Source organism: Pseudomonas sp. 5Ae-yellow, assembly GCF_014077575.1.
In the GTDB taxonomy this organism is placed as follows: domain Bacteria; phylum Pseudomonadota; class Gammaproteobacteria; order Pseudomonadales; family Pseudomonadaceae; genus Halopseudomonas; species Halopseudomonas neustonica.
This window is the reverse complement of the sequence record NZ_JACGWE010000003.1, coordinates 165,255-190,385: the sequence shown is the minus strand read 5'-3', so window position 1 is coordinate 190,385 and position 25,131 is coordinate 165,255. Positions and strand designations below refer to the sequence as shown.

Below are 25,131 nucleotides of genomic sequence, written 5' to 3'. Positions count from 1 at the left end.
ACCGGCCAGCTTGAGGGGATCAACAATAAGATCAAAGTGATCAAGCGCATGGCCTATGGGTACCGCGACACCGATTACTTCTTCCTGAAGATCAAGGCCGCGTTCCCCGGACATACGTGATGAACCAAAAAAAATGGGTAAAAGCCTGAAATTTTGTTTCGCACAGCAGAATCTTGTTACAAGTAATGTGAGAAGCCCTCCTAGCCCTTGATGGCCGTCACCTGAGCTTGTATCAGCTGGGGCGGAAATCTTGATGATAATTATTTAATTTTTTGTAAACTCTGCATTATTTATCCGGGTCATGCTTTCCAGAGCCTCTGCAAGGCTAGCTGTCGTTGTTGATGAGCTTCTTCTTTTTCTGGCGATTGGAGGCTGATTCAGGTCTTTTTATTGCTAGCTATAGTGCTGATTCATTTCATGAATGTCCTGCTAGGACAAATATATTGGCCGGTATGGGCAGGTTATTTGTGTCGGCCTCGTGACAGACTGCGTTTGTCCTGAACGTGTCCTTTTCAAACACGGTTTCATGTCACCCAAACGGAGCAGCACAATGACAAAAAAAATGCATTGCTGGTCGTTGGCCTCATTGCCCTTGGCAATCGGCCTAGCCAGTTTTTCGGGTTCTGCTAACGCAGCTAATTTCTATCTCGGTGAAGTAGAGGGTCAATTCGACTCGCAGATCTCTATCGGGGCCAGCATGTCCACCCAAGGGGCCGACAAACGGTTTGTTTCCCTTTCCAATGGCGGTGAAGCCGCTGCTCGTACGTCGGACGATGGCCGTCTTAACTACGACGCTGGAGACGTTTTCTCCAAGATCTTCCGTGGTGTACATGACCTGGAATTGCGCTATGGCGATTCGGGCGCATTCTTCCGTGGCAAGTACTGGTACGATTTCGAAACTAAAGATGGTAGCCAACGCTTTTACAATATCGACGATTCCGGACGCTCACCTCTAGTGAAGGGCGCTGGCACCGCACTGTTGGATGCTTTTGTTTACCACAACTACTTTATCGGCAACAACCCGGGCAACATCCGTCTGGGCCGTCAGGTTGTGAGTTGGGGTGAGTCCACCTTTATTCAGAATTCGATCAACTCTATTAACCCGATTGACGTGGCTGCACTGCGTCGCCCGGGTGCCGAGATCAAAGAAGGTCTGTTGCCTGTTGAGATGCTTTATCTATCTCAGGGTTTAACGGAAAACCTCAGTATGGAAGCCTTCTACCAACTGAAATGGGCTCCCTACGCAGTTGATAACTGCGGAACCTTCTTTGGCTCTGATACCGTAGCTACAGGGTGTAATGATCGATTGGTTGCCGTCGGTGTGGACTATCCGCAGGGTGATCCACGTCTTACCACTACTGGGTTGTCTGCGCTTGGAGCTTCTAACTATATTACTCGCGCCTACAAGGACAAAGAAGCAAGGGATGATGGGCAGTTTGGCGTGGCATTCCGTTATTTTGCTCCGGAGCTCAACGATTCAGAGTTCGGCTTCTATGCGATGAACTATCACAGTCGTTCACCTTATTATTCCAGCGTAGCGGGGAGAGTAGCCGGGGTAAAAGCTTTGGTTGATTTGGGTGAATTAGACCCGTCTATCTACGGCTCTGCGCTCCAAACAGTACCGGGCCTGGATGGTGCGAACGGCCCAGCAGGCTACTTCTTTGAATACCCAGAAGATATCCGTTTGTACGGCGTCAGCTTCCAGACGATGGCTGGCAGCGCCTCAGTAGCTGGTGAGATTAGCTACCGTCCGAATATGCCGATGCAGATTAATACTGGAGACATGAGCCGTACCGCATTGGTTGCGGCGGGCGTTCCCGTTTCCGGTGTGGGTAACGTTACAGTACCTGGCAGTGACAACACGCACCGTGATCTTGCTGGCAATGTGCAGCCGGGTGACTACATCCAAGGCTATCAGCGTAAAGAGTTCTACCAAGCACAAGTCACCGTCATCAACTTTTTTGACCGTGTGATGGGCGCAAGCCGTCTGGCATTGGTTGGTGAGGCGGGTGTCAACTACATCGGTGGACTTGGCGATGTTAAATTTGGTCGCGACTCCTTGTTTGGTCAGAGCCCTTATTTAGACGGTGATGGTGCGACCACTGGTGCTGGAAGTTGCGCTTCCAATGAAGGCACAAAGGTGGATGAGCGCTCTCCAAATGCGGCGAGCTGGTGCGAAAACGACGGTTTCTACACTGACTGGTCCTATGGCTACCGTATGCGAGCCTCGCTGGATTACGACAACGTCATCGCGGGCATCAACCTGAGCCCGAACCTGGCGTGGACCCACGATGTTGAGGGTTACGGCCCTAACTTCACCGAAGATGCCAAGTCCATCAGTGTAGGCATCAATGCTGACTACGGTAACAAATACGCTGCCAGCTTGAGCTACACCGACTTCTTTGACGGTAAATACAACACCAACGTTGATCGCGACTTCTTGGCCGCCAGCTTCAGCGTAAGTTTCTAAGACCGATCACAGGAGAAATAATAAGATGCGTATGCAAAAAACTCTATTGGGTGCAGGCGGTTTGGCTTTGAGCCTTCTGGCCTCTGGTGTCATGGCACAAAGCCTGACCCAATCCGAAATCGACTCACTGGGCACTACACTGACGCCAATCGGCGCAGAGAAAGCCGGTAATGCTGCGGGTACTATTCCTGAGTGGACTGGTGGTCTGGGTACTGACGCTGGCAAACAGCTGGAAAACAACTTTCTGGAAAACCCGTTCAGGAACGAGCAGCCCGAGTTCGTGATTACGGCGCAGAATTATCAGCAATACAAGGACAACCTGACCCCGGGTCAGATTGCCTTGTTTGAGCGCTATCCAGAAACCTACAAGATGCCGGTTTACCAGACCCAGCGTACTGTGGGCTACCCACAGTCTGTGTATGACCAGGTCAAGCAGACTGCCGGTCAGGCCAGGCTGGTTAACGGTGGCGACGGTATTTCCAACTTCGCGCACGGCACCTTTGCCTTCCCGGTTCCCAAGTCGGGTGCAGAAGTGGTGTGGAACCACAACACGCGCTACCGCGTGAACATCAAGCGATGGTACATGCAGGCTATGCCGCAAACCAACGGTTCTTACACGCTGATCAAGATGGAAGAAGAGGCAGGTTATCCGCAGCTGATGGACGATATTGACGAGTCCACCATGCCCAATACCCTGCTGTTCTTCAAACAGCGCGTGAACGCGCCAGCTCGTTTGGCCGGTAACGTACTCTTGGTTCACGACACCCTGGATCAGTTGAAAGAGCCGCGCATGGCGTGGGTTTATAATGCTGGTCAGCGTCGCGTTCGTCGCGCTCCCCAGGTTGCCTACGACGGTCCAGGTACCGCGTCTGACGGTATGCGTACGTCTGACAACTTCGCCATGTACAACGGTGCTCCTGACCGTTACGACTGGGAGTTGGTTGGCAAGAAGGAAATCTACATTCCTTACAACAGCGGCAAGCTGAGCGAGCCGGGTGTCAAATACGAAGACGTTTTGCAGGCGGGCCACATCAACCCCGACTACACGCGTTTCGAGTTGCACCGCGTTTGGGAAGTACAGGGCAACGTGAAGGCAGGCCAGCGCCATATCTACGCGCAGCGTAACTTCTTTGTTGATGAAGACTCCTGGTTGATCACATTGGCCGATCACTACGATGGTCGCGGCACACTGTGGCGCGTAGGTGAAGGCCACGTCGGCTTTAACTACCAGCAGAAGATTCCAGGCTATGCGATCGAGACCCTGTATGACCTGTTGGCGGGTCGTTATATCGCGCTGGGTATGTACACCGAGGAGCAATCTGCGCCTCAGTATGATTTCCAGCCGAACTACAACTCCTTTACCCCGGCGGCCCTGCGCTCTTCAGGCATCCGTTAAGGTTTAGCTGAGTAGTAGTAAAGAAAAGGGAGCCGCAAGGCTCCCTTTTTTGTTGCTCTGCTAGCTCGGCTTTTTGGTGGTTTTGTAGCGGCTCAGGCTGTGGTCAAGTATGCAGGCCATGCTTTCAGGTAACTAAAGAGACAAAAACAAAGGGCGCATGTGCGCCCTTTGTTTTTGTCTTGAGTCTTATATAGATGTCAGGAAGGTAAGGCTGCCTGATTGAATTGGCTGCGGAAGGTAGTGGGGCTCATGCCGGTCCAGCGGCGAAAGGCACGTGTAAAGCTGCTCGGGTCAAGAAAGCCCAGTTCAAAGGCTATGCGTCCCAGGTTCAGTTTGCCTTCCTTTATCAGGCGCACGGCGAGTTCCATACGAACCTCGTCCAGCAGTTTTTCATAGGTAGTTTGGGTTTCACTGAGTTTGCGGCGCAAGTGCCGTGGACTCATGTTGAAGGGAGTCGAGACCAGCTCCTCTGATACGGTGCGTTCTGACACCAGCACGCGGATGCGCTGCTTTACCTGTTCAGCAAAATCCACGTTCGGCAGATCGCTCAACATGTCTTCCAGTGAGCTATCCAATCGCTTGCGCAGAAAAGCATCCGCATTAGGCAGGCGTGAACTCAGTAGTCGACGATGGATGCGCACCGACTGGCGCTTTGAACCTAAACGAACCGTGCCACCCAAAATAGCTTCGCAGAGCGAGCGGCTCTTGTCGTGCTCGCTGGTAAGACGGGTTTCCAGCATCAGTGATGCTTTGCCAATGCCCAAAGCTTCCCAAATACGATTGCACTGGCTCATAAGTGCTTCCATATGCATGGGGTGGGGCGCGCCCTTGGGCTGAAAGTAGAGTGTTAGATACTGATCGTCCTCGACCGAGTAGAGCTGAACCTGGGAGCTGAAGACCGGCATAAAGCGAATGATTCGCTGAATGGCGTCGCCCAGCGTCTCACTGGAGGCGGCGGCCAGGCACAATAAAGAAAGTGTATTGCAGTTGTGCTGTTGTCCCATACGCAAGCCGAAACAGTCGTCCTTGGATAGGCGCGCTGCGGCCGTCCAAAGACGGTTGATATCGGTCTGGCTGATGTGGGTAAGGCTTAAGTCTGCCTGCTTGCAATGCACGCGCAGGTCTGCGGGTAGATCTTTGATGCTCTTGTCGTAGTGCTCAAGGCTCTGAGCAATACCCTGAGCCCAAAGGGCGCGTTCGTGAACGCGCTCCGACGGTAGCGGATGGAGTTCCGGATTCATAAGCAGGAGACGTCTCAATTTTATTATTGTGATTAGGCACATCTAAATCCTGCTTTAAAGATAGAGGAACGAGGGGCATTATGCAAAATTATGCAACGGATAATTCCACGGCAAAACCAGTAGGTATTCATTGCATGAATGTCCCCACCGGCCAATAAACTCGTCCTAATCGGCCAATTCGGTTTTTTATCTCGTGACAGACTTGTCCTCGATGCTAGAGGCCTCCGGGTCGTCTGGTATCCATGATTCATTCTAACGGAGCAGCACAATGACAAAAAAAATGCATGCTTGGTCGCTCGCCGCGTTGCCACTGGCAATCGGGCTGGCCAGTTTCTCTGGGTCTGCTAGCGCAGTTACATTCTCGCTGGGTGAGGTTGAGGGGCAGTTGGACTCGCAGATTTCTGTGGGTGCGAGCTGGTCTACTCAGGACGCTGATAAGCGCTTTATATCACCGAAGAATGGGGGGGAAGCAGCCGCACGTACGTCTGATGATGGTCGCTTGAACTATAAGTCGGGCGACGCTTTTTCCAAGATTTTCCGCGGTGTGCATGATTTAGAGCTGCGTTATGGCGACTCTGGTGCTTTTATCCGTGGTAAGTATTGGTACGATTTTGAAACCAAAGACGGTAGCCAACGCTTTTATGATATTAGCGACTCTGGCCGTAATCCGCTGGTCCAGTCTTCAGGCGTAGCCTTGCTCGATGCGTTCGTGTACCACAATTATTTTATTGGCAATAATCCGGGCAATATTCGCCTTGGCCGCCAGGTTGTTAGTTGGGGTGAGTCTACCTTTATTCAGAACTCGATCAATTCCATTAACCCAATCGACGTCGCCGCGCTGCGCCGTCCAGGTGCTGAGTTAAAAGAAGGCCTGTTGCCAGTAGAGATGCTGTATCTCTCGCAAGGTCTGACTGAAAACCTGAGTATGGAAGCCTTCTATCAGCTCAAGTGGGCTCCTTATGCACTTGATAACTGCGGTACTTTCTTCGGTGCTGATACATTGGCTGAAGGTTGTGTAGACCGGCTGAATTTTGCCGGCCCTGCTGATGCTCCTCAGGGCGAGCAGATTCCTGGAACGTATATTGTTCGATCACAGCATAACAAAGAAGCGAAAGATGATGGCCAGTTTGGTATCGCATTCCGTTACTTCGCTCCCGAGCTGAATGACTCTGAATTCGGCTTTTATGCAATGAATTATCACAGTCGAGCGCCTATCTACTCCAACAGGGCCGGTACGTCGGTCGGCTTGGATGGCGCTACTGGCCCAGCAGGCTACTTTTTTGAGTACCCAGAAGACATTCGTTTGTATGGTGTTAGCTTCCAAACCAGTATCTCTGGTGTATCTCTAGGTGGTGAAGTCAGCTATAGACCAAATATGCCAATGCAGCTGAATACTGGTGATATGAGTCGTACTGCTTTGACTTTGGCGGGTGACAATATTCACCGTGGCGAAACTTACGGCGTTGGCGATTATATCCAAGGTTACGACCGTAAAGAGTTTTACCAAGCTCAGGTCACTGCAATTAAGTTTATTGATCGCGTCATGGGAGCCAGCCGTTTGGCTCTGGTTGGTGAGGCGGGCGTGAACTACATCGGCGGTATTGGTTCCAGTGCTGGGGATACAATGTACGGACGGGATTCTTTATTCGGTCAAAGCCCTTACGCCGACGGAACCTGTTCCTCTCAGGCTGCGCCTGATCCAGCCGACCAATCGCCTAACGCCAACAGCTGGTGTGAAAACGATGGCTTCTACACCGACTGGTCTTATGGTTACCGTGTACGTGCATCGCTGGACTACAGCAACGTCTTTGCCGGTGTGAACTTGAAGCCAACATTAGCTTGGTCGCATGATGTCGAGGGTTATGGCCCTAACTTCAACGAAGATGCTAAATCAATCAGCATTGGTCTGGACGCTGATTATGCGAACAAGTATAGCGCTGGTATCAGCTATACCAACTTCTTTGACGGCAAGTACAACACCAACGTTGACCGTGACTTCGCGTCGCTTAACTTCAGCGTCAGCTTCTAAGATTGGGCTTTAAGGAGAAACAATAATATGCGTATGCAAAAAACTCTGTTGGGTGCTGGCGGTTTGGCTCTGAGCCTATTGGCTTCAGGTGTCATGGCGCAGAGCCTGACCCAAGCCCAGATTGATCAGTTGGGCACTTCTCTGACGCCAGTTGGCGCAGAGAAGGCTGGCAATGCTGCCGGCACCATTCCTGAGTGGACTGGTGGTTTGCCAACTAATGCTGGTAAGCCTCTGGGCGATAACTTTTATGAAAATCCACTGGCCGGCCAGCAGGCCGAGTTCGTCATCAATGCTCAGAACTATCAGCAGTACAAAGACAACCTGACCCCCGGTCAAGTTGCGATGTTTGAGCGTTACCCGGAAACCTTCCGTATGCCCGTCTTCAAGACCGAGCGTACGGTAGGTTACCCGCAGGAGGTATATGACCAGGTCAAGCAAACGGCTGGTCAAGCCAAGCTGGTGAACGGTGGTGATGGTATCTCGAACTTCTCGCACGGCACCTTTGCCTTCCCGATTCCGCAATCGGGCGTAGAAGTGATCTGGAACCACAACACCCGCTATCGTCTGAACGTGCAGCGCCTTTACATGCAGGCAATTCCGCAGACCAACGGTTCTTACACGCTGATCAAGCTGGAAGAGGAAGTCGGTTATCCGAACCGCATGTCGGATGTCGATGCTTCGACCATGCCGAACACTCTGCTGTTCTTCAAGCAGCGCGTGAACGCGCCAGCCCGTCTGGCCGGTAACGTTCTGCTGGTGCACGATACCCTGGATCAGCTGAAAGAGCCGCGCATGGCGTGGGTTTACAACGCAGGTCAGCGTCGTGTTCGTCGTGCTCCCCAGGTTGCTTATGACGGCCCAGGTACCGCCTCTGACGGGATGCGTACTTCCGATAACTTCGCCATGTATAACGGTGCACCTGACCGTTACAACTGGAAGCTGGTCGGGAAAAAGGAAATCTACGTTCCTTACAACAGCGGCAAGCTGACCGAACGCGGCGTGCAGTATAGCGACGTTCTGCAGGCTGGCCATATCAATCCTGATTTCACGCGTTTCGAGCTGCACCGCGTGTGGGAAGTACAAGGCAACGTGAAGGAAGGCCAGCGTCATATTTATGCGCAGCGTAACTTCTTCGTTGACGAAGACTCCTGGATGATCAACCTGGCTGATCATTACGATGGCCGCGGCACTCTGTGGCGTGTAGGTGAAGGTCACATCGGCTTCAATTATGCCAACCAGATTCCGGGTTATTCGATCGAAACCCTGTATGACCTGTTGGCGGGTCGTTACATCGCACTGGGCATGTTCACCGAAGAGTCGTACGCGCCTAACTTTGATTACGAGCCTAATTACAATCAGTTCACACCGGCTGCCCTGCGTGCGTCGGGTATTCGTTAAGCTCTGATGCTGCTTAGATAGAAGTTTGGGTTTTAAGGGGTATCTTCGGATACCCCTTTTTTTGTGCGCTTTTTACCTTCCTTCCTGCTTTCGTCCGGCGTTCGACTGCACATCTGTTAGACTATCGGAATTGTTGATACCGACCTTTTCAGAGTGATGCCCTTGTCCAGCCAAACCGCGTTTAACCAACTCAACCTTCACGAACGTCTGCTTAAAGGGCTTGAAGAGCTGTCCTTTGATCAGCCTACTGAGGTGCAGAGCGCTGCCATCCCTGCATCCATCGCGGGCAGTGATCTTTATGTCATTGCGCAGACAGGCAGTGGCAAAACCGCTGCGTTCGTTTTGCCGTTGCTGCAGCGATTACTGCACGATGAGTCCAAACCTTTGGCGCCACGAGGCTTTATTCTGGTGCCGACTCGCGAGTTGGCTCGGCAGGTAGTCAAGGATATTGATATTCTGGGTAAATACACTTTCCTTAAGGCCGAGCTGGTGACTGGGGGCGAGGACTTCAAGGTTCAGGCGGCCCGCTTGCGCAAGAATCCGGATATCGTGGTAGCAACACCTGGCCGCGCACTCGAGCAGTTTTCTGCAGGTAACCTCGATCTTGGCAGTGTGCAAACCCTGGTTCTGGATGAAGCAGACCGCATGCTGGACATGGGCTTTAGTGAAGACGTAACCACACTAGCCAATGCCTGTCCGGAGGGGCGACAGACAGCTCTTTACTCTGCGACAAAAGGCAACCGTGGCCTGCAGCGCATGATCGACTCGGTGTTGCGTGAGCCCGAGATTCTTGAGCTAACCAGCGTGCGAGATGACACGCCATCGATTGCGCAGCAGGTGATGCCAGCGGACGACAGTGCCCACAAGGAGGCGATGCTCAAGTGGCTCCTGGTTAACGAAGGCGAGGGCAAGACCATCGTTTTCACCAACACCCGTGTGGCGGCGGATCGCTTGAATGGCGTGCTACGCGCTATGGACTTGCGAGTCTATGTGCTGCATGGCGAAAAGGATCAGAAAGATCGCAATATGGCGGTAGAGCGTTTCAAGCAGGGGCAAAGTGGTGTGCTGGTTGCCACTGATGTGGCCGCACGTGGCTTGGACATTACCGAGCTGGATCGCGTCATTAACTTTGATATGCCCCGCAGTGGCGATGATTATCTGCACCGTGTTGGGCGCACCGGGCGCGCTGGTGCTAGCGGTCTGGCTATCTCGTTGATCAGTCCACACGAGTGGAACCTGATGTCCAGTATCGAGCGTTATTTGCGTCGTCAGTTTGAGCGCCGAATTCTTAAAGAGGTGCCGGGTAGCTTTAAGGGGCCCAAGAAGGTTAAGTCTTCAGGCAAGCCGGTAGGGGCCAAGAAGAAAAAGGATGACAAGAAGAAGTCGTCCAGGCCGAAAAAGCCAAAGGCCGGTAAGCGTCCTTCCAGGCCTCCAGAGGGACAGGTTGTCACCAGCTCCGATGGTCTGGCGCCGCCAAAACGCAAGTGATACCGGGCGAGCAATGAAGTGGTCTGGCGGGGTAGTAGGCTAAGTAGCTGAGCGATAAAAACTGCCCCTGTCATTGGTTTTTTTGAGTGTCAGGTTGCCAAGGCCGTACTCAATCGACTACATTTATGCTCATCAAACGGAGATTTCTATGTCATCCCTGTCTTCCATCTGCATTGCTTCGATCGTCAGCGCTACTCGCGTTGCGGCGTCGCGTGCGTTGTTGGCGATGGCGATGGAAAACTTTTATTTTGGGTATTGGTTTAGCCATAGGCGCGCCTGATACCCCACAGGCGCCCTTTATAAACGGGTCGCCACCAGAGAAACAGTAAAACCCCGGTCGGCTTCCCGATCGGGGTTTTTTATTGGCTTTTTTCAGTTTTCAAGAGGATTTATAGATGAATAGCTACCGTACTTTTAATGGATTTTTCTGCAGTTACTGGTCACTCAGCTATGCAGCTGCGACGCAGCGAACATCAGATCATCGAACACTCAGATAGAATCGCAGCGGCCTGGCCGCGCGAATAAGGAATCCAGTATATGAATGCCATTGTTACCGCTCTTACCCCTGTTGCGCCCAACTCTGCCCCGCGCTCTGCTCAACCTCTGCCAACGCCCGCCCAATTACGTGCCCGTATGCCGGCCAGTGCCCAGTCCTCAGCGACGGTAAAATATGGCCGTGAAGCCATACGCGCCATCATGCGGGGCGATGACCCCAGGCTGCTGGTGATTGCCGGCCCGTGCTCGCTACACGATCCGGATGCCGCGCTCGAGTATGCTGAGCGTCTGGCCAATTTGGCATCCCGAGTTGGCGATCAGATGCTGCTGGTAATGCGGGCCTATGTTGAGAAGCCGCGTACCACCGTAGGGTGGAAGGGGCTGATGTACGACCCGCAACTCGATGGCAGTGGCGATATGGCTTCAGGTTTGGCGCTGTCACGCCGCTTGATGCTTGGCATTACCGAGCTGGGCTTGCCAGTAGCGACCGAGTTGTTGCAGCCATTAGCTGCCGGGTATCTGGATGACCTGCTGAGCTGGGCGGCAATTGGCGCGCGTACCAGTGAGTCCCAGGTTCACCGCGAACTGGTTAGCGGGCTTGATTTGCCGGTGGGTTTCAAGAACGGCACTGATGGTGGTTTCACTATTGCGTGTGATGCGATGCGCTCTGCCGCGCATGCACATCAGTACTTTGGTGTGGATGATCATGGGCATCCAGCGCTTATACAGGCTAACGGGAATCCGGATACGCACCTGGTGTTGCGTGGTGGACACGGTGGGCCGAATTATCAGCCGGAGTCGGTGCAGGCGGCCGTGACGACGCTGCGCAGCCAGGGTATTCAGTCAGGCTTGATTGTGGATTGCAGCCATGCAAACAGTGGCAAGAACCCGCTGCAACAGCCTGCGGTATTGGAGGCGGTCATTGGTCAGCGCCTGGCCGGGCAGGATAGTCTGCGAGGCATCATGTTGGAGAGCCATTTGTTTGATGGTTGCCAGCCGCTTTCGCCGGAACTGCGCTATGGCGTTTCCATTACCGATGGCTGCCTTGGCTGGAGTGCTACAGAAGATGCGCTGCTTAGTGCCGCGCAGCGGCTGCGCTGACATTGTGCACTGTTCATGCAGCCGGGACCTGAGGTCTCAGCTGCATGAGCGGCCATGATGGTTCAGCCGGTGCCGGTCTTTTTGCGGACAACAGCGAATATAAACAGCGCCAGCAGTGAAAAAACCGTCAATACCAGGCCCATCGCCGCTGCAGCGGTGAAGGGAAGCGCGCTGGCTGCCCAGGTGCCAAGCGCTGCGCAGCTCATCTGTAGAAAACCCAGTAGGGCCGATGCTGCGCCCGCCTGCTGGCCAAAGGGCTGCAGGGTAAGGGCTGTACTCAGTGGATTGACTACGCCCATGCCGGCGAGAAAAATCGTGAGTGCCAGAGTGAAGGTCACCAGGTTGTGTTGATCTTGCACCAGATAAATAGCTGTACCACCCAACAGTGCCAGCGCAATGCCACTGACTGCTACGCGCTCTGCTCCCCACCGGTGCGCCAGCCTGGGTGCCATCAGACCGGAAGCGAAGACCACGACAACAGTGCCCGCGAATAACAAGCCAAGCTCAACGGAACTCAGCCCCATATCGACCATGAGTACGGCAGGTGCCGCGCCAAAAAAGGCATAGAGCCCGCCAACAATAAGGCTTACCGCCAGTGCTGGTCGCGCAAAGCGGGGGTCAGCCATTAGCCGCAGGTACTGGCTGGTGATGGCTGCTGCGGTAACTAACTGGCGTCGCTCTGGCGCATGGGTTTCACCAAGGGTACGGGCGTAGCCGATAGCCACCAGTATTCCGACTAAACCAACGATGCCAAAGGTTGCTCGCCAACCTAGATAGCTGTCGGAGGCGCTGCCCAGCAGCGGTGAAAAACCGGGCGCGGCAGCCATTGCTACCATGATCAGGGCCAGGCTACGCGCCAGAGTTTCGCCCTCGAACAGATCGCGCGCTATGGCGCGAGACAGTACTGACGCCGCGCAGACTCCCAGCGCCTGAACCACGCGCCCCGCAAGTAAGGTCTCAAGGTTGCTCGCATAGGCGCAGAGCAAACTGCCGAGTGAAAAAATCAGTAAGCCACCAATGACCAGCCACTTGCGGCCGTAACGATCTGATAGCGGGCCAACCAGTAGTTGCCCGACGGCAAAGGCGACAAAGAAATAGGAAAGTGTCAGTCCCATCTCGCGTGAAGATATACCGAGCTCAGCGCCCATGGATGGGAAGGATGGCAGGATAATATTGGTTGAGAGTGTACCCAATGCAGCCAGGCTAGCGAGTAGCACTAAAACCGACAGGCCTGGCTGGTCTGCAGCCTGGCTACTCAACACATTAATCGGTTGACGCTGTGTAGGTGCGCTCATGCTGGTTGGTCCGTTGCAACGTTATGCGCAAGATGAGCGACTGTGCCGATGATCACATCATCGTCAGTGAGTATTCGGCGATGCCCCAAGGCGTGTGTCTCTATCAGCTGTGACCCTGACCAGGCCTGATTGAGAGCCATTGAAGCCGCGAAGGGGACTACTTTATCCTCAGGATCATGCATGATCAGCGCGGGGTGGCGCAGGCCATCAAGCAGGCTTTCAAGGTCTACTGACTGAGTAGACTGGCCGATGAATTGCTCTACCCATGCGTGAAAGGCCTGGGTTTGCTGGGGATTCAGGCCATAGCCACGAGCCTGCAGTTTCACCATGGTGGACAGTGAGCTCGGGCCGCAAAGGTGCACGCTGGCTTGTACCTGCAGTCCCTGGCAGAAGGCAATCAGGGCTGCCGCCGAGCCCATTGAGTGCGCAATTACCGCTTGTACGTCGGCTAGGGCAGTGGCTAGTGAGAGCAGGGCTCGGCTTGAATGCACTACGCTGCCATGCTCGCCAGCGGAATCACCGTGTGCTGGCATATCAAACAGGGTAACGGAGAAGCCGGCTTGCAATAGTGGCTGAATGAAGCCCGCCAGGTGCGAGCCACGGCTGTCCCACCCGTGTACCAAAAGAACGCGAGGGCCTTCGCCCCAAGTCCAGACGGCGATATCTTCACCTTCATGCGCGTGAGTTGTGCGTGTTGCTGTTGCCAGTGCCGCTGTCTCTGCCTCACTGGCGGCAATGCGACGTGGCCTGCTGAAAGCAATACAGGCTTGCGTAAAAGCATTTTCCGCTGAGTTTTGGCGCTGCGAGATGGGTGAGGTTTGTGGATTCATTTTGCAGGCTTCCTGATATTGGTTTTGATGTGATGGCGGGTCGGTAAGAGGCCACCTGTTAACTCGCTGTTGACTTGTATGATGCTTGTAATATTAAAATGTCGCCTATCATATAAACAAAGTCAAGTTGCTAAAGGCTTACGAATAAAGTTCTTCAGGCGGAGGGTGAGGGTGGTGGCGGGCGGGGTGCTTTCAGCCAGCGCGATTGTTAGGCAAGCGCTTTTGCAGTGCGGCGGCTGGCTGGTCGTCACTTTGAATCGTTCAGCTCAGTCTGCATTTGCTTTGCGCTATCAGTTTCTTCCGCCTGCTCTGATGAGCCACTCCACCTTTCACAATACCTAGGCAGGTTATTTGCTGTGCTTTTTTGTTCCTCTTGGTAGCACCCGTGCGCTTATTTGATGCGCTTAGCGGAACACTCTGTGTCGAATTTAGGAAGAAAATGTCGCACTAAGACAAATCAAGGATGAGCGGTTTTTGGCAAGCGCTCTAGAACGGGCTCTGGTACGACGCTTGCATTCTCCATCGGCACTGAGCGCGCCTCGCTTGATTCAGCTATGTGAATTTAGCTGCTGGTGCGCTTTGGAGAGACTCGTCTGATGGGCGAGGCAAAAGGGAACGTCGAACGCACTATGTTCGATCATAGGCAAATTGCTATCAGTCTCGTGTCCACTATAGTTAATGGGCAGGCTGGCTCCACTGAACGGCCGCAGGCTCTCACCCAGTGCTTCACAAGAGCATGAAGGGAAGCGCTCGAGACTCCAACAAAACAATAGCAACTGGAGATTCAAATGAAGATGGTGAAATCTACTCTGGCAGTATGTACCACCGCCGCGGTATTGGGTGTAAGCAGTTTTGCGCAGGCAGGTTCAACCCTTGATGCTGTCAAAGAGAAAGGGTTTGTTCAGTGCGGTATCAGTGATGGCTTACCCGGTTTCTCCTATGCCGATGATAAGGGGAACTATCTGGGGTTGGATGTTGATGTATGCCGCGCCGTGGCCGCAGCCATGTTCGGTGATGCGACCAAAGTCAGGTATAGCCCGTTGACTGCGAAGGAACGTTTCACCGCGCTGCAGTCAGGTGAAGTAGACGTGTTGTCGCGCAACACAACCTGGACCAGTTCGCGAGACGCTGGTTTGGGTCTGAACTTTACCGGTGTGAACTATTATGACGGTCAGGGCTTTCTGGTGAACAAGAAGCTGGGTGTGACCAGTGCCAAGCAATTGGATGGGGCTACCGTCTGCATTCAGGCCGGTACTACCACCGAGCTGAATTTGTCTGACTACTTCCGTGCCAATAATCTGCAATTTACTCCTATCACTTATGACACCTCGGATGAGAGCGCCAAGTCACTCGAGTCAGGTCGTTGCGATGTGCTGACCTCAGACCAGTCACAGTTGTATGCGCAGCGCATCAAGCTGGCTGCTCCAGAGGAGTATGTGGTTTTGCCCGAGGTGATTTCCAAGGAGCCATTGGGGCCTGTGGTACGTCAGGGTGATGACGAGTGGTTCAACATCGTGCGCTGGTCGCTGTTCGCCATGGTTAACGCAGAAGAGTTGGGTGTGACATCCAGCAACGTTGACGAGATGGCCAAGGCAACGGGTAAGCCTGATGTGGCGCGCCTGCTGGGTGCGGAAGGCGAGTACGGCAGAGATCTGAAGCTGCCTGCTGACTGGGCAGTGAACATCATTAAACAGGTAGGTAACTACGGCGAGAGCTTCGAGCGCAATGTCGGTGCCGGCAGCGAGCTGAAGATCGAACGTGGCCTCAATGCTTTGTGGAACCAAGGTGGGCTTCAGTACGCACCCCCTGTGCGCTGATTCCTAACCGGCACGTCAGCCCGGTCGCAAGATCGGGCTGATTTTGTTCTGACAAGTTGGATCTTCGCTCGCTGTTTGAGCCGAGGATGCGAGAGGCTTATATGCAAAATACTGCCAATGTGCCGCGACGCGGAGGCTCGGTTCTGACCGACCCAAAGCTGCGGGCATTGATTTTTCAGCTGCTTGCCATAGCCGCGGTGGTGGGGCTTGGCTGGTATCTATTCGACAATACACAGACCAACCTGGAACAGCGCGGTATCACCTCCGGGTTTGCATTTCTCAACAACACTGCGGGCTTTGGCATAGCTCAGCATCTGATTGATTACACTCAGACCGATAGCTATGGGCGCGTGTTTTTTGTGGGCCTGCTCAATACGCTGCTGGTCTCGGTGATTGGTATCGTACTGGCGACCATCATCGGTTTTCTGCTTGGCGTGGCGCGCTTGTCGCCCAACTGGCTAGTTCGCCAGCTAGCGACGCTCTATATCGAAACCTTCCGCAATATTCCGCCGCTACTGCAGATTTTGTTCTGGTACTTCGCGGTTATGCTCTCCTTGCCCGGGCCGCGGCAAAGCCTGGGTGTACTCGATAGTTTCTATCTCAACAGCCGTGGTCTGTACATGCCTTCGCCAGGGCTATCCGAGACTTTTGGGCTGTTCTTTGCCGCGTTGCTGCTGGCTGTTGTGGCGTCAGTGTTCTTGGGGCGCTGGGCGCGCAAGCGTCGTGAGACGACCGGGCAGCCCTTCCCGGTGCTGATCTCGGTGTTCGCGTTTTTGCTGATTATTCCGGGCGCCGCCGTCCTGATAGCCGGTAATCCGCTGGTCTGGACGGTACCGGAGCTATCGGGCTTCAACTTTGCCGGTGGTTGGGTGCTGATCCCCGAGCTGATCGCGTTAACGCTCGCGCTGAGTATCTATACCGCTGCCTTTATTGCTGAAATCGTGCGTGCGGGCATCCAGTCCGTAAGTCATGGCCAGACAGAGGCGGCCCACTCACTGGGGTTGCCGGCGGGTAAAACGCTGCGTTTGGTGATCATTCCGCAGGCCTTGCGGGTCATCATTCCGCCGTTGACCAGTCAATACCTGAACCTGGCAAAGAACTCGTCGCTGGCTGCCGGCATCGGTTATCCCGATATGGTGTCGCTGTTCGCCGGTACCGTGCTTAACCAGACGGGGCAGGCTATCGAAGTCATCGCGATTACCATGAGTGTTTACCTGGCGATCAGCATCAGCATCTCGCTGTTTATGAACTGGTACAACGGGCGCATAGCGCTGATTGAGCGCTGAGGAGCCGCTATGCAGACACATACTTTCAAACCTGACATGCCGCCGCCCAAACAGGCGATCGGGGTGCTCGCCTGGCTTCGTGAAAATCTGTTCTCCGGCTTGTTTAACAGCCTGCTCACGCTCTTTGCCTTGTATCTGCTGTGGCTGATAGTACCGCCGTTGATCAATTGGGCCATTATTAACGCCGACTGGGTTGGTACTACCAGAGCCGACTGCACCAGCGAGGGTGCCTGCTGGGTTTTCATTCAGCAGCGCTTTGGCCAGTTTATGTACGGCTTCTATCCGTCTGAGCTGCGTTGGCGCGTTGACCTCACGGTGATATTGGCAATTGTCGGCGCAGCGCCTTTGTTTATTGATGCCATGCCGCGTAAAGCCCGTTATGGCATCGCCTTCCTGGTCGTTTATCCGCTGCTGGCCTACTGGCTGCTGCACGGCGGCTTTCTGGGGCTGGATCTTGTGCCTACCAGTCAGTGGGGCGGCTTGACGCTGACGCTGGTGATCGCCGCAGTGGGCATCGCTGGCGCACTGCCTCTCGGCATTATGCTGGCGCTGGGGCGTCGTTCTGATATGCCGGCCATTCGCGTGATTTGCGTGACCTTCATCGAGTTCTGGCGGGGCGTCCCGCTGATCACGGTGCTGTTCATGTCATCGGTGATGTTACCGTTGTTCCTGCCGGAAGGAATGAATTTCGACAAGCTGGTGCGCGCGTTGATCGGCGTCATTCTGTTTCAATCTGCTTACGTCGCCGAGGTGGTACGTGGTGGTCTGCAGGCCATTCCCAAGGGGCAGTACGAGGCCGCAGCAGCGATGGGCTTGGGCTACTGGCGGATGATGGGTCTGGTGATATTGCCGCAGGCGCTGAAGATGGTCATCCCGGGTATCGTCAATACCTTTATTGCGCTGTTTAAAGACACCAGTCTGGTGATCATTATCGGCCTCTTCGACTTGCTCAATAGCATTAAACAAGCGACCACCGACCCGGCCTGGCTGGGGATGGCAACCGAAGGCTATGTCTTCGCCGCTCTGGTGTTCTGGATTTTCTGTTTCGGTATGTCCCGCTACTCCATGCATCTGGAGCGCAAGCTGGACACAGGCCACAAGCGTTAGGAGCAAGAGATGAGCGACGTAAACATGCAGCCAACCCAGCCTGAAGGCATTATCCAGATGGATGGGGTACACAAATGGTATGGCCAGTTCCACGTATTGAAAGACATCAACATGAATGTGCAGCAGGGCGAACGTATTGTGCTCTGCGGGCCGTCAGGGTCAGGTAAGTCGACTACTATTCGCTGCCTGAACCGGCTAGAAGAGCATCAGCAGGGACGCATTCTGGTCGACGGTACCGAGCTGACCCATGACCTCAAGCAAATTGAAGCGGTTCGCCGTGAAGTAGGCATGGTATTTCAGCACTTCAATCTGTTTCCCCATCTGACGGTGCTGCAGAACTGTACGCTATCGCCGATGTGGGTGCGCAAGACGCCGCGCCGTGAAGCGGAAGAAATGGCCATGCATTATCTGGAGCGGGTACGCATTCCGGAGCAGGCGCACAAGTTTCCGGGGCAGTTGTCTGGTGGTCAGCAGCAGCGAGTAGCGATAGCGCGTGCGCTATGTATGCAGCCCAAGATCATGTTGTTTGATGAGCCAACCTCTGCGCTGGACCCCGAGATGGTAAAAGAGGTGCTGGACACTATGATTGGCCTGGCCGAAGACGGTATGACTATGCTCTGCGTGACGCACGAAATGGGTTTTGCGCGAACGGTGGCCAACCGGGTGATCTTCATGGATCGTGGCGAGATAGTCGAAGAGGCTGAGCCAAACAAGTTCTTCAGCAACCCTGAAAACGAACGAACACAATTATTCTTGAGTCAGATACTGCATTAAATTGACCGAAGTCGGTTCGGCTGGAGTACGTCATAGACGACCTGCTCAAGCTGAATTGGCTTTATTAGTAGTAGCTGCGGCTGCCCCAATTAACTACACTTCAGGCACTCTTGCTGTCGGCTCTCTGGCAGTTGACCTTAATAATAATATGACTTTAGGTGATAGCCTTTATGCCAGGGTCGCACCCAGAAAATCCACACAAGCGCGACGCGCGGCCTGAGTTTTGGCAGCTTTCAATGCGTTGTTGCCAGTTGGCCGGCGGCGTTGATGTCGCTTTTTTCTTTATTTTTCTGATCCTGGGTTCTCCTGTTTTGGCGTGGGTCAACGTCATTAGTGTGGCGATGTACGTTTACGCCTATCGTGCGTTCAGCCAACGGCGTAATCGTTTGGCGATCATGTTGATTCGCACGGAAGTGCTGGTGCACGCAGGGTTGGGCACTGTGCTGGTAGGTTGGGAAAGTGGTTTTCACTATTTTCTGCTGATGTTTATACCTGCCTTGTTCGTCAGCATGCGGGCGCGCAGTGCCTGGATACTCGCGGTTTGCCTGTGGCTCTACTATGTCGGCCTGGATGTGCTTATGTGGTACATCGAGCCCCTGCAGCCAATATCCTCAGGCGCTCTACTGGGCGTGCATGTTTTCAATCTGACCATCGTATTTTGTATGTTCAGCTATCTGGCGCTGTTCTATGTGGTAACGGTCACGCGCGCGCACCGGCGGCTGGCGCGTATGGCGACAACTGATCCTCTGACCGGTTTATTCAATCGCCGACATATTATCGAGCTGACAGAAAAAGAATTGGCACGTCATCATCGTCGGCCGAGTAACCTGACATTCATGTTGATGGACATAGATCACTTTAAGCAGATCAATGATCAATTCGGTCATGATATGGGAGATCGTGCTCTGGTTGCGGTTAGTAAGGCACTGCAAGGCGCACTACGTGAGCAAGACTTTATTGGTCGTTGGGGTGGCGAAGAGTTTCTGGTGATACTGCCAGATACGGATCTTGAACAGGCGACCGCCAGTGCCGAGCGGTTACGTAGCGCGATTGAGTCGCTGGAGCTGGAGCAGGACGGGGAGCGAGTCAGCGTGACCTTGTCGATTGGGATTACGCAGTACCGTGCCGAAGAGTTGTTAAGCAGTGCGGTTGCCCGCGCGGACCACGCCTTGTATGCGGGCAAATCAGCTGGGCGCAACAGGGTAGAGATCGCGCTGGCCTGATTGCTTAATCGCTAAACCGGGCACTGCGGGATAATGTTTTTAATTCCGCTTTTAGTCGCTATTGAGCATTGGGCCTATCATTTCGGCAACCTGCTCGTATACGCCGGGGCAGGCGACCAGATAGGGATTGCCGTGCAGCAAGCCCTCGCCACGTAAAAAGTCATTACTTCGACCGCCTGCTTCAGCAACCAATACCAACCCGGCAGCGCAGTCCCAGCTCTTGAGCAGTGTTTCGTAATATCCCAGCAAACGTCCTGCGGCTACGTAGGCAGTCATCAGCGCGCCTGAACCGTTGCGCAAAAACATGCCACCTTCGCCGAGCAGACTGGTGAGAAAGGGTAAGAAATACTCTGTGCCGCGCGGATAAAACGTGCCCACGCCCATCAGGCCCTCGCGCACATGCGATGCCTTGCTGACGCGCAGTGGTCGTTCGTTGACGAACGCGCCCTGACCGCGCACCCCATGAAACAGCTCGTTGTGGTTGGGGTCCGCTATAGCACCAATGTGTGGGGTACCATCCAGCAGCATGCCAATAGACACGCACCAATTGTGCAGACCGTTGACAAAACAGGCCGTGCCATCGATCGGGTCTACCACCCAAAGACAGCGCGCACTCAGGTCGGCGGAGCCACTTTCTTCACCGAGAAAACCGTCTTCAGGAAAGGCAGCCAGCAATTCGGCGCGAATATAATCTTCCAGCGCGCGGTCAGCGATGCTCACCAGATCCTGGCGATCATCTCCCTTATGTTCAATATTGAGTTCTTCGCGCTTTTGGTAATAGGCCATACCGCGTCGGGCCGCCTCTTGCGCTACCTGTTTGGCGAGGACGTAACGTGCTTCAATATTCAGGTCGTGGGGCAGGGCACTGGACATTCGGTTTATCCGCATGAGGCTGTTAAGGATTCAAGGGTACTGAATATCAGCGCTAAAATTAAGTTAGTCGGTAAAGCGAGTCTCAGTCTGCGTTGCGCACAACGGGTCTAATCATGCTGCTGCCGAGGCGCCAATAGCCATTTCAGGCGCGCAAGCGCGGCTTCTGCGTGAGCATGCCGTTGCAGCGCAGGTTGAGCTTTAACCCGGCCCAGTAGGGGCGAGCCAGCTCGCGACGAATCTGTGCACGGGTCAGGCCGATATCGGCCAATAGATGTTCGTCGAGTTTCAACAAATGGTGGTAGTCGCGCCTTTGTTGGTGATGCTTCAGCGCCAGGCTGAAGATGGCAGTGAGTGACTTGCTGTTCATTACGGTTCTCCTGTTAGCGTGGAGCTAGATTAAGGTTTTCGTTATTCTTGATACAGATACAGTAAAAAAATAATAAATAGATACAGAGGCGGGTTTGATCGGGCTGTATGCTGTATTTTGGTTGAATCTGTACTGGTAAACGTGAGTCGGGTGACTTTTGTTATGAAACGCTATGAAGAGGTTGCGGCGACGATGCGCCAGCGCATCGAGCATGGTCTGTACCGCGCAGGTGATAGATTGCCGTCGATCCGCGAGCTGTGTGCCGAGTTTGCTGTGAGTATTTCAACGGTACAGACCGCCTACGCGGGGTTGGAAGCTCAGAGCTTGATAGAGGCGCGTCCGAAGTCCGGTTACTTTGTACTCGCGCGCACGGCTCCGGCGGTGCTGCCGGGCGTGACTCGTCCTGCTCAGCGGCCCCTCGATGTATCCCAGTGGGATCATGTGCTGAACCTGGTGGGTGAGCCCAGTGCCGATCACATTATTTCGTTGGGGCGGGGCATACCCGACGTCGAAGCCAAAACGTTGAAGCCCCTGTTTCAGGTGCTGGCTGGCCTGCACCGCAGTGCCCATGCCGCTGGTTTAAGGTACGACTCCCTGGCCGGGAGTCCGCAGCTGCGCAAGCAACTCGCGCGGCTAGCCTCAAGTTCAGGTTGCCTGCTGCATCCGGACGACATCCTGATTACCACTGGTTGCCAGGAAGCGCTGTCGATTGCCATTCGTACGCTCACCGTTCCAGGGGATGTGGTCGCGGTCGACTCGCCCAGCTTTTACGGCAGCATGCAGATTCTCAAGGCGCATCAGCTCAAGGCGATGGAGATCCCCACCGACCCGGAGACCGGAATCAGTCTGGAGGCGTTGGAATTGGCATTGGAGCAGTGGCCAATCAAAGCGATACAGATTACGCCCACGCACAATAACCCGCTGGGCTATACCATGCCTGAAGCGCGCAAGCGCGAGCTGGTGGCGCTGGCTCAGCGTTTTGATGTGGCGATCATTGAGGATGATATCTATGGCGATCTGGCCTATCGCGCACCGCGTCCAAGGACGCTCAAATCCTTTGATGACGATGGCCGCGTGCTGCTCTGCAGTTCTTTTTCCAAAACCCTGATTCCCTCGCTGAGGGTAGGGTGGATAGCGCCTGGTCGCTACCGTGATCAGGTTTTGCATCAGAAGTATGTATCTACCGGTGCGTCGGCGACCTTGCCGCAGCTGGCCGTTGCCGAGTTTGTCGAGCAGGGGCACTACGAGCGGCATTTGCGCCAAGTGGTCCGTCAGTATCAGCGCAACCTGGATGTGGTTCTGGGCTGGGTGCAGGCGTTGTTTCCAGTAGGTACCGGTGTGAGTTACCCGCAGGGCGGCTTTTTGCTCTGGGTGGAGGTCAAGGGGCTGGATTCGGTGCGCCTGAACGAGCGTCTACTTAGCTCGGGTATTCAGATCGCACCCGGTTCGCTGTTCTCGGCATCAGGCAAATACCGTGATTGCCTGCGCATCAATTACACGCAGGCCAGCGCGCAAATGTATGAGGCTTTGGTGGTGGTTAGTCGAGAGGTGACCTTGCTGTTGGCTGAGGCTGGCGCCGAGACGCTTTAGTCTCAGCGCACTCTATGCTCGCTTATCAAGCCTGGCTGGCAGAACAGGCAGGCTTGGTGGTAAAGGTGCGGGAGGTATCTACCATGCCCAGTTCATCCAGCGTGCGGCGACCAAGCAAAACCGGATAGTGCATGTTACTGCGGTCGCGCAGAGAGAACTCCTGATTGAGTACCTCTTCGCCCACGCAGACTTCCATTTTTACCACCGGGCGTTCTTCCGAACCGCCAGCGCCACGTACTTTCAGGTTGCGTTCAAGTGGACGCTCAAAAGTCGAGGCGACGGTTTGCTCTGTCTTGATATCTTCAAGCTCTACCTGAAAGCGCACCCAGTCCTCGCCATCCTTTTCAAAACGCTCGATGTTTTGTGCGTGCATCGAGGAGGTGAGGGCGCCTGAATCCAGTTTGAATTTCACCGTCACATCCTCAGGCATGATCACGCCTTCTTCCAGCCAGCCCAGCGAGTTTGGTGCGTCTGCATGAGACAGACCGGAACCGGCGATGGCGGCAAGGGCGACGGCAGGAATGAGGGCTTTTTTCAGCAGGTAATGCATGAACACGTCTCCTGTTATAGCTAATCAGTTCAATTCAGTCTGTTAAAATTGACTGGTTCGCTCTGAAAACGTTCATAAAAAAGCACAACCGCGTATTTGACTGGATGTTACGGTGACCGCCCCTGATACTCTTGGCACGGTCACCGTTAGCTTATTCGGGCTGCAACCTGTACAGGCCGTTGTCGATGTCCGAGCTGAAGAAAATAGTGCCGTCTGCAGCCACGGCTACGCCGGTCGGAATGCCGGTTGGCGGCATACCTGGGCCAGCGGGAAAGCCAATGGGTAGCTCGCTGGCGAGCACGCTTTTAGTGCCGGTTGCGGGATCAACCAGCAGTAGTCTGTGAGCGGCACTTTCGGCGACGACAAACTTGCCATCGGCTGTTTCGCTCAAGCCTTCTGGCAGTTGCAGATCACTGACCAGGCGTTCCAGTTTGCCTGTGGCAGGATCAACGCGGGTCAGGAATCCCGCGATCTCTGTCAGATAAATCATGCCGTCGTGGCCGAGGATCATCTGTACCGGACCCTGCAATCCCTCGCTCAGCACCTGCTGCTGGTCCAGGCTCTCGCCGCTCAGGCGCAACAGCTTGCCGCTTTCCATCTCACTGACCACTATGTCGCCATTGCTCAACTCTACGGCGCCAGAGGGGGCTTTAAGGCCGTGAATCATGTGCAGCGTCTTGTTGTCCTGGCGGTCAATGACGTGCAGCGTGCCGGTTGAAAAACTCGTTAGCAGTAACCGCTCTTTACCCAGACCAACGCTGATCGGGTACTCGGCATCCGAGCCGTGCGCGCGGCGCAGATCGGTAACCTCGCCGCTAGTGGTATCCACTTTGCGAAAGGCAAAAACGTCGGCAACGTAGAGGTCTGCGCCGTGCTCCGTCAGTACCAGCCCGGCCGGTACTGCCAGCTTGCCGCCGGTGATCAGGCGTACCTTGCCGGTCGCTGGATTGACTTCCTGAATGCTGTTATCAGCCATATTGGAGACAAAGATTCGATCCTGGCTGTCGATGGCCAGGTTATCCAGCGAGCTGCTGAGCTGGGCGATGTTAGTGGTTTCGCCGCTGCTTAGATTGATGCGCTTGAGCAGTCCACTGAGCGTGTCGATGGCGTACAGGTTGCCTTTGGAGTCGAAATTGGCGGCGGCCGGTGTGCCGAAGCCGGTCGCGACTGTCTCAATCTGGCCATCAGCCGGGTTGATGCGTACGACTTCCCCTTTGAACCAGAGTGGCCCATATAACCAGCCATCGCTGCCGACTTCAAAGCCGTTGAAGCCGCCCAAGTCCTTGGCGATCAACCGCGGAGCCTCGCTACCCGTGGGGTCGATTTCCCAGAGCGCATCGCCCAGAAATACCTGGCTGGCATACAGTTGGCCGGTTTCATCATTGAAATCGAGCGAGTTCATACCGGGTAGGTCGGTGGCGACAACGCGTATGGGCGCTTCGTCGTTGTCGCGTATCAGCAACTGACCGGCGTAGAACCCGGTCCAGGCCATCTCACCCTTGGGGCCGATTGCAATGTCATCCGCTTGCCCTTGATCGGGCCCAATGAAGACGCTGGTTTCACCGCTGTCGATATCGACCTGATAGATGCTGTTGCCCACCACGCTGCCTGCCAGCAGGCGGCCTTGCTTATCGACCGCAAGGCCATGCACCCCTTTGAAGGATGACGGCGCTACCAGCGCTTCGGGCGCGGAGTACTCGGTCGCGAACACTGCGCCGGAAAGACTGACCAGCGAGGCAAAGGCGGCGGCCTGGAAGGATGGCTTCATGCGAGATTCCTATTATTGTTGTTTGCAGGTATG

At 54.5% G+C, this 25,131-nt stretch carries 21 protein-coding genes; 14 read left to right on the top strand and 7 right to left on the bottom strand.

The features are described 5' to 3' along the window. The 3 genes from H4J77_RS03860 to H4J77_RS03850 form a co-directional block, all read left to right on the top strand. A partial coding sequence (locus H4J77_RS03860; RefSeq protein ID WP_182247079.1) for a transposase occupies positions 1-120 on the top strand: 120 nt, incomplete at its 5' end. Between the two features lie 430 nt (positions 121-550). After that, positions 551-2,470 carry a DUF1302 domain-containing protein gene (locus tag H4J77_RS03855; RefSeq protein WP_182247077.1) on the top strand — a complete coding sequence of 640 codons (1,920 nt, stop codon included), beginning with the start codon at positions 551-553 and terminating at the stop codon, positions 2,468-2,470. Between the two features lie 31 nt (positions 2,471-2,501). Continuing rightward, complete coding sequence (locus H4J77_RS03850; RefSeq protein ID WP_123890254.1) at positions 2,502-3,866, top strand: DUF1329 domain-containing protein; 1,365 nt, start codon at positions 2,502-2,504, stop codon at positions 3,864-3,866. A 197-nt stretch (positions 3,867-4,063) separates the two neighbouring features. Here H4J77_RS03850 and H4J77_RS03845 read toward each other — a convergent pair whose 3' ends face one another. Further along, complete coding sequence (locus H4J77_RS03845; RefSeq protein ID WP_158611281.1) at positions 4,064-5,107, bottom strand: AraC family transcriptional regulator; 1,044 nt, start codon at positions 5,105-5,107, stop codon at positions 4,064-4,066. A gap of 268 nt (positions 5,108-5,375) precedes the next feature. Between H4J77_RS03845 and H4J77_RS03840 the strand changes: the two genes are divergently transcribed. From H4J77_RS03840 to H4J77_RS03825, 5 genes are all read left to right on the top strand, one after another. Continuing rightward, positions 5,376-7,136: a DUF1302 domain-containing protein gene (locus tag H4J77_RS03840; protein ID WP_123890225.1), complete on the top strand. Its 1,761-nt coding sequence runs from the start codon at positions 5,376-5,378 to the stop codon at positions 7,134-7,136. A 33-nt stretch (positions 7,137-7,169) separates the two neighbouring features. Next, complete coding sequence (locus H4J77_RS03835) at positions 7,170-8,534, top strand: DUF1329 domain-containing protein (RefSeq protein ID WP_182247088.1); 1,365 nt, start codon at positions 7,170-7,172, stop codon at positions 8,532-8,534. Positions 8,535-8,690: 156 nt separating this feature from the next. Then, positions 8,691-10,022: a DEAD/DEAH box helicase gene (locus H4J77_RS03830; RefSeq protein ID WP_182247075.1), complete on the top strand. Its 1,332-nt coding sequence runs from the start codon at positions 8,691-8,693 to the stop codon at positions 10,020-10,022. Positions 10,023-10,170: 148 nt separating this feature from the next. Continuing rightward, entirely contained in the window at positions 10,171-10,302 is a 132-nt protein-coding gene (locus tag H4J77_RS19895; protein ID WP_256671180.1) for a hypothetical protein, read from the top strand. Between the two features lie 257 nt (positions 10,303-10,559). Continuing rightward, on the top strand, positions 10,560-11,618 hold the full coding sequence (locus H4J77_RS03825) for a 3-deoxy-7-phosphoheptulonate synthase (protein ID WP_182247073.1): 1,059 nt from the start codon (positions 10,560-10,562) through the stop codon (positions 11,616-11,618). A 62-nt stretch (positions 11,619-11,680) separates the two neighbouring features. Here H4J77_RS03825 and H4J77_RS03820 read toward each other — a convergent pair whose 3' ends face one another. Together H4J77_RS03820 and H4J77_RS03815 are read right to left on the bottom strand one after the other, a co-directional pair. Continuing rightward, positions 11,681-12,913 (bottom strand): multidrug effflux MFS transporter, encoded by a 1,233-nt coding sequence (locus H4J77_RS03820; protein ID WP_182247071.1) that lies wholly within the window; start codon positions 12,911-12,913, stop codon positions 11,681-11,683. Further along, a complete protein-coding gene (locus H4J77_RS03815; protein ID WP_182247070.1) occupies positions 12,910-13,743 on the bottom strand; it encodes an alpha/beta hydrolase in 834 nt (277 codons plus the stop codon). The genes H4J77_RS03820 and H4J77_RS03815 overlap by 4 nt, the downstream gene beginning before the upstream one ends. 788 nt (positions 13,744-14,531) lie before the next feature. On the opposite strand from H4J77_RS03815, the gene H4J77_RS03810 reads away from it, so the two are divergent. From H4J77_RS03810 to H4J77_RS03790, 5 genes are all read left to right on the top strand, one after another. Then, positions 14,532-15,560: an amino acid ABC transporter substrate-binding protein gene (locus H4J77_RS03810; protein WP_123890220.1), complete on the top strand. Its 1,029-nt coding sequence runs from the start codon at positions 14,532-14,534 to the stop codon at positions 15,558-15,560. 101 nt (positions 15,561-15,661) lie between these two features. Then, entirely contained in the window at positions 15,662-16,846 is a 1,185-nt protein-coding gene (locus tag H4J77_RS03805; RefSeq protein WP_182247069.1) for an amino acid ABC transporter permease, read from the top strand. A 9-nt stretch (positions 16,847-16,855) separates the two neighbouring features. Continuing rightward, complete coding sequence (locus H4J77_RS03800; RefSeq protein WP_123890219.1) at positions 16,856-17,953, top strand: amino acid ABC transporter permease; 1,098 nt, start codon at positions 16,856-16,858, stop codon at positions 17,951-17,953. 9 nt (positions 17,954-17,962) lie between these two features. Continuing rightward, entirely contained in the window at positions 17,963-18,727 is a 765-nt protein-coding gene (locus tag H4J77_RS03795) for an amino acid ABC transporter ATP-binding protein (RefSeq protein ID WP_123890218.1), read from the top strand. Positions 18,728-18,963: 236 nt separating this feature from the next. After that, positions 18,964-19,950, top strand: coding sequence for a GGDEF domain-containing protein (locus H4J77_RS03790; protein WP_218565681.1), 987 nt, complete (start codon positions 18,964-18,966; stop codon positions 19,948-19,950). Between the two features lie 51 nt (positions 19,951-20,001). Here H4J77_RS03790 and H4J77_RS03785 read toward each other — a convergent pair whose 3' ends face one another. Next, complete coding sequence (locus tag H4J77_RS03785; protein WP_182247068.1) at positions 20,002-20,823, bottom strand: inositol monophosphatase; 822 nt, start codon at positions 20,821-20,823, stop codon at positions 20,002-20,004. A 142-nt stretch (positions 20,824-20,965) separates the two neighbouring features. Further along, a complete protein-coding gene (locus H4J77_RS03780; RefSeq protein ID WP_182247067.1) occupies positions 20,966-21,190 on the bottom strand; it encodes a DUF1127 domain-containing protein in 225 nt (74 codons plus the stop codon). Between the two features lie 162 nt (positions 21,191-21,352). On the opposite strand from H4J77_RS03780, the gene H4J77_RS03775 reads away from it, so the two are divergent. Continuing rightward, complete coding sequence (locus H4J77_RS03775; RefSeq protein ID WP_123890214.1) at positions 21,353-22,780, top strand: PLP-dependent aminotransferase family protein; 1,428 nt, start codon at positions 21,353-21,355, stop codon at positions 22,778-22,780. A 25-nt stretch (positions 22,781-22,805) separates the two neighbouring features. On the opposite strand, the gene H4J77_RS03770 is transcribed toward H4J77_RS03775, so the two are convergent. Together H4J77_RS03770 and H4J77_RS03765 are read right to left on the bottom strand one after the other, a co-directional pair. Continuing rightward, positions 22,806-23,330, bottom strand: coding sequence for an ATP-dependent zinc protease (locus tag H4J77_RS03770; protein WP_182247066.1), 525 nt, complete (start codon positions 23,328-23,330; stop codon positions 22,806-22,808). Between the two features lie 151 nt (positions 23,331-23,481). Beyond that, complete coding sequence (locus tag H4J77_RS03765; protein ID WP_182247064.1) at positions 23,482-25,098, bottom strand: DUF6923 family protein; 1,617 nt, start codon at positions 25,096-25,098, stop codon at positions 23,482-23,484. Positions 25,099-25,131 lie beyond the last annotated feature (33 nt).

Bases quoted from the DNA above. Each gene is read 5' to 3' on its own strand.
- H4J77_RS03770 (WP_182247066.1), bottom strand. From the start codon at position 23,330: ATGCATTACCTGCTGAAAAAAGCCCTCATTCCTGCCGTCGCCCTTGCC.
- H4J77_RS03795 (WP_123890218.1), top strand. From the start codon at position 17,963: ATGAGCGACGTAAACATGCAGCCAACCCAGCCTGAAGGCATTATCCAG.
- H4J77_RS03840 (WP_123890225.1), top strand. From the start codon at position 5,376: ATGACAAAAAAAATGCATGCTTGGTCGCTCGCCGCGTTGCCACTGGCA.
- H4J77_RS03775 (WP_123890214.1), top strand. From the start codon at position 21,353: ATGAAACGCTATGAAGAGGTTGCGGCGACGATGCGCCAGCGCATCGAG.
- H4J77_RS03790 (WP_218565681.1), top strand. From the start codon at position 18,964: ATGCGTTGTTGCCAGTTGGCCGGCGGCGTTGATGTCGCTTTTTTCTTT.
- H4J77_RS03830 (WP_182247075.1), top strand. From the start codon at position 8,691: ATGCCCTTGTCCAGCCAAACCGCGTTTAACCAACTCAACCTTCACGAA.
- H4J77_RS03835 (WP_182247088.1), top strand. From the start codon at position 7,170: ATGCAAAAAACTCTGTTGGGTGCTGGCGGTTTGGCTCTGAGCCTATTG.
- H4J77_RS03850 (WP_123890254.1), top strand. From the start codon at position 2,502: ATGCAAAAAACTCTATTGGGTGCAGGCGGTTTGGCTTTGAGCCTTCTG.
- H4J77_RS03780 (WP_182247067.1), bottom strand. From the start codon at position 21,190: ATGAACAGCAAGTCACTCACTGCCATCTTCAGCCTGGCGCTGAAGCAT.
- H4J77_RS03805 (WP_182247069.1), top strand. From the start codon at position 15,662: ATGCAAAATACTGCCAATGTGCCGCGACGCGGAGGCTCGGTTCTGACC.
- H4J77_RS03820 (WP_182247071.1), bottom strand. From the start codon at position 12,913: ATGAGCGCACCTACACAGCGTCAACCGATTAATGTGTTGAGTAGCCAG.
- H4J77_RS03825 (WP_182247073.1), top strand. From the start codon at position 10,560: ATGAATGCCATTGTTACCGCTCTTACCCCTGTTGCGCCCAACTCTGCC.
- H4J77_RS03815 (WP_182247070.1), bottom strand. From the start codon at position 13,743: ATGAATCCACAAACCTCACCCATCTCGCAGCGCCAAAACTCAGCGGAA.
- H4J77_RS03785 (WP_182247068.1), bottom strand. From the start codon at position 20,823: ATGTCCAGTGCCCTGCCCCACGACCTGAATATTGAAGCACGTTACGTC.
- H4J77_RS03800 (WP_123890219.1), top strand. From the start codon at position 16,856: ATGCAGACACATACTTTCAAACCTGACATGCCGCCGCCCAAACAGGCG.
- H4J77_RS03765 (WP_182247064.1), bottom strand. From the start codon at position 25,098: ATGAAGCCATCCTTCCAGGCCGCCGCCTTTGCCTCGCTGGTCAGTCTT.
- H4J77_RS03810 (WP_123890220.1), top strand. From the start codon at position 14,532: ATGAAGATGGTGAAATCTACTCTGGCAGTATGTACCACCGCCGCGGTA.
- H4J77_RS19895 (WP_256671180.1), top strand. From the start codon at position 10,171: ATGTCATCCCTGTCTTCCATCTGCATTGCTTCGATCGTCAGCGCTACT.
- H4J77_RS03855 (WP_182247077.1), top strand. From the start codon at position 551: ATGACAAAAAAAATGCATTGCTGGTCGTTGGCCTCATTGCCCTTGGCA.
- H4J77_RS03845 (WP_158611281.1), bottom strand. From the start codon at position 5,107: ATGAATCCGGAACTCCATCCGCTACCGTCGGAGCGCGTTCACGAACGC.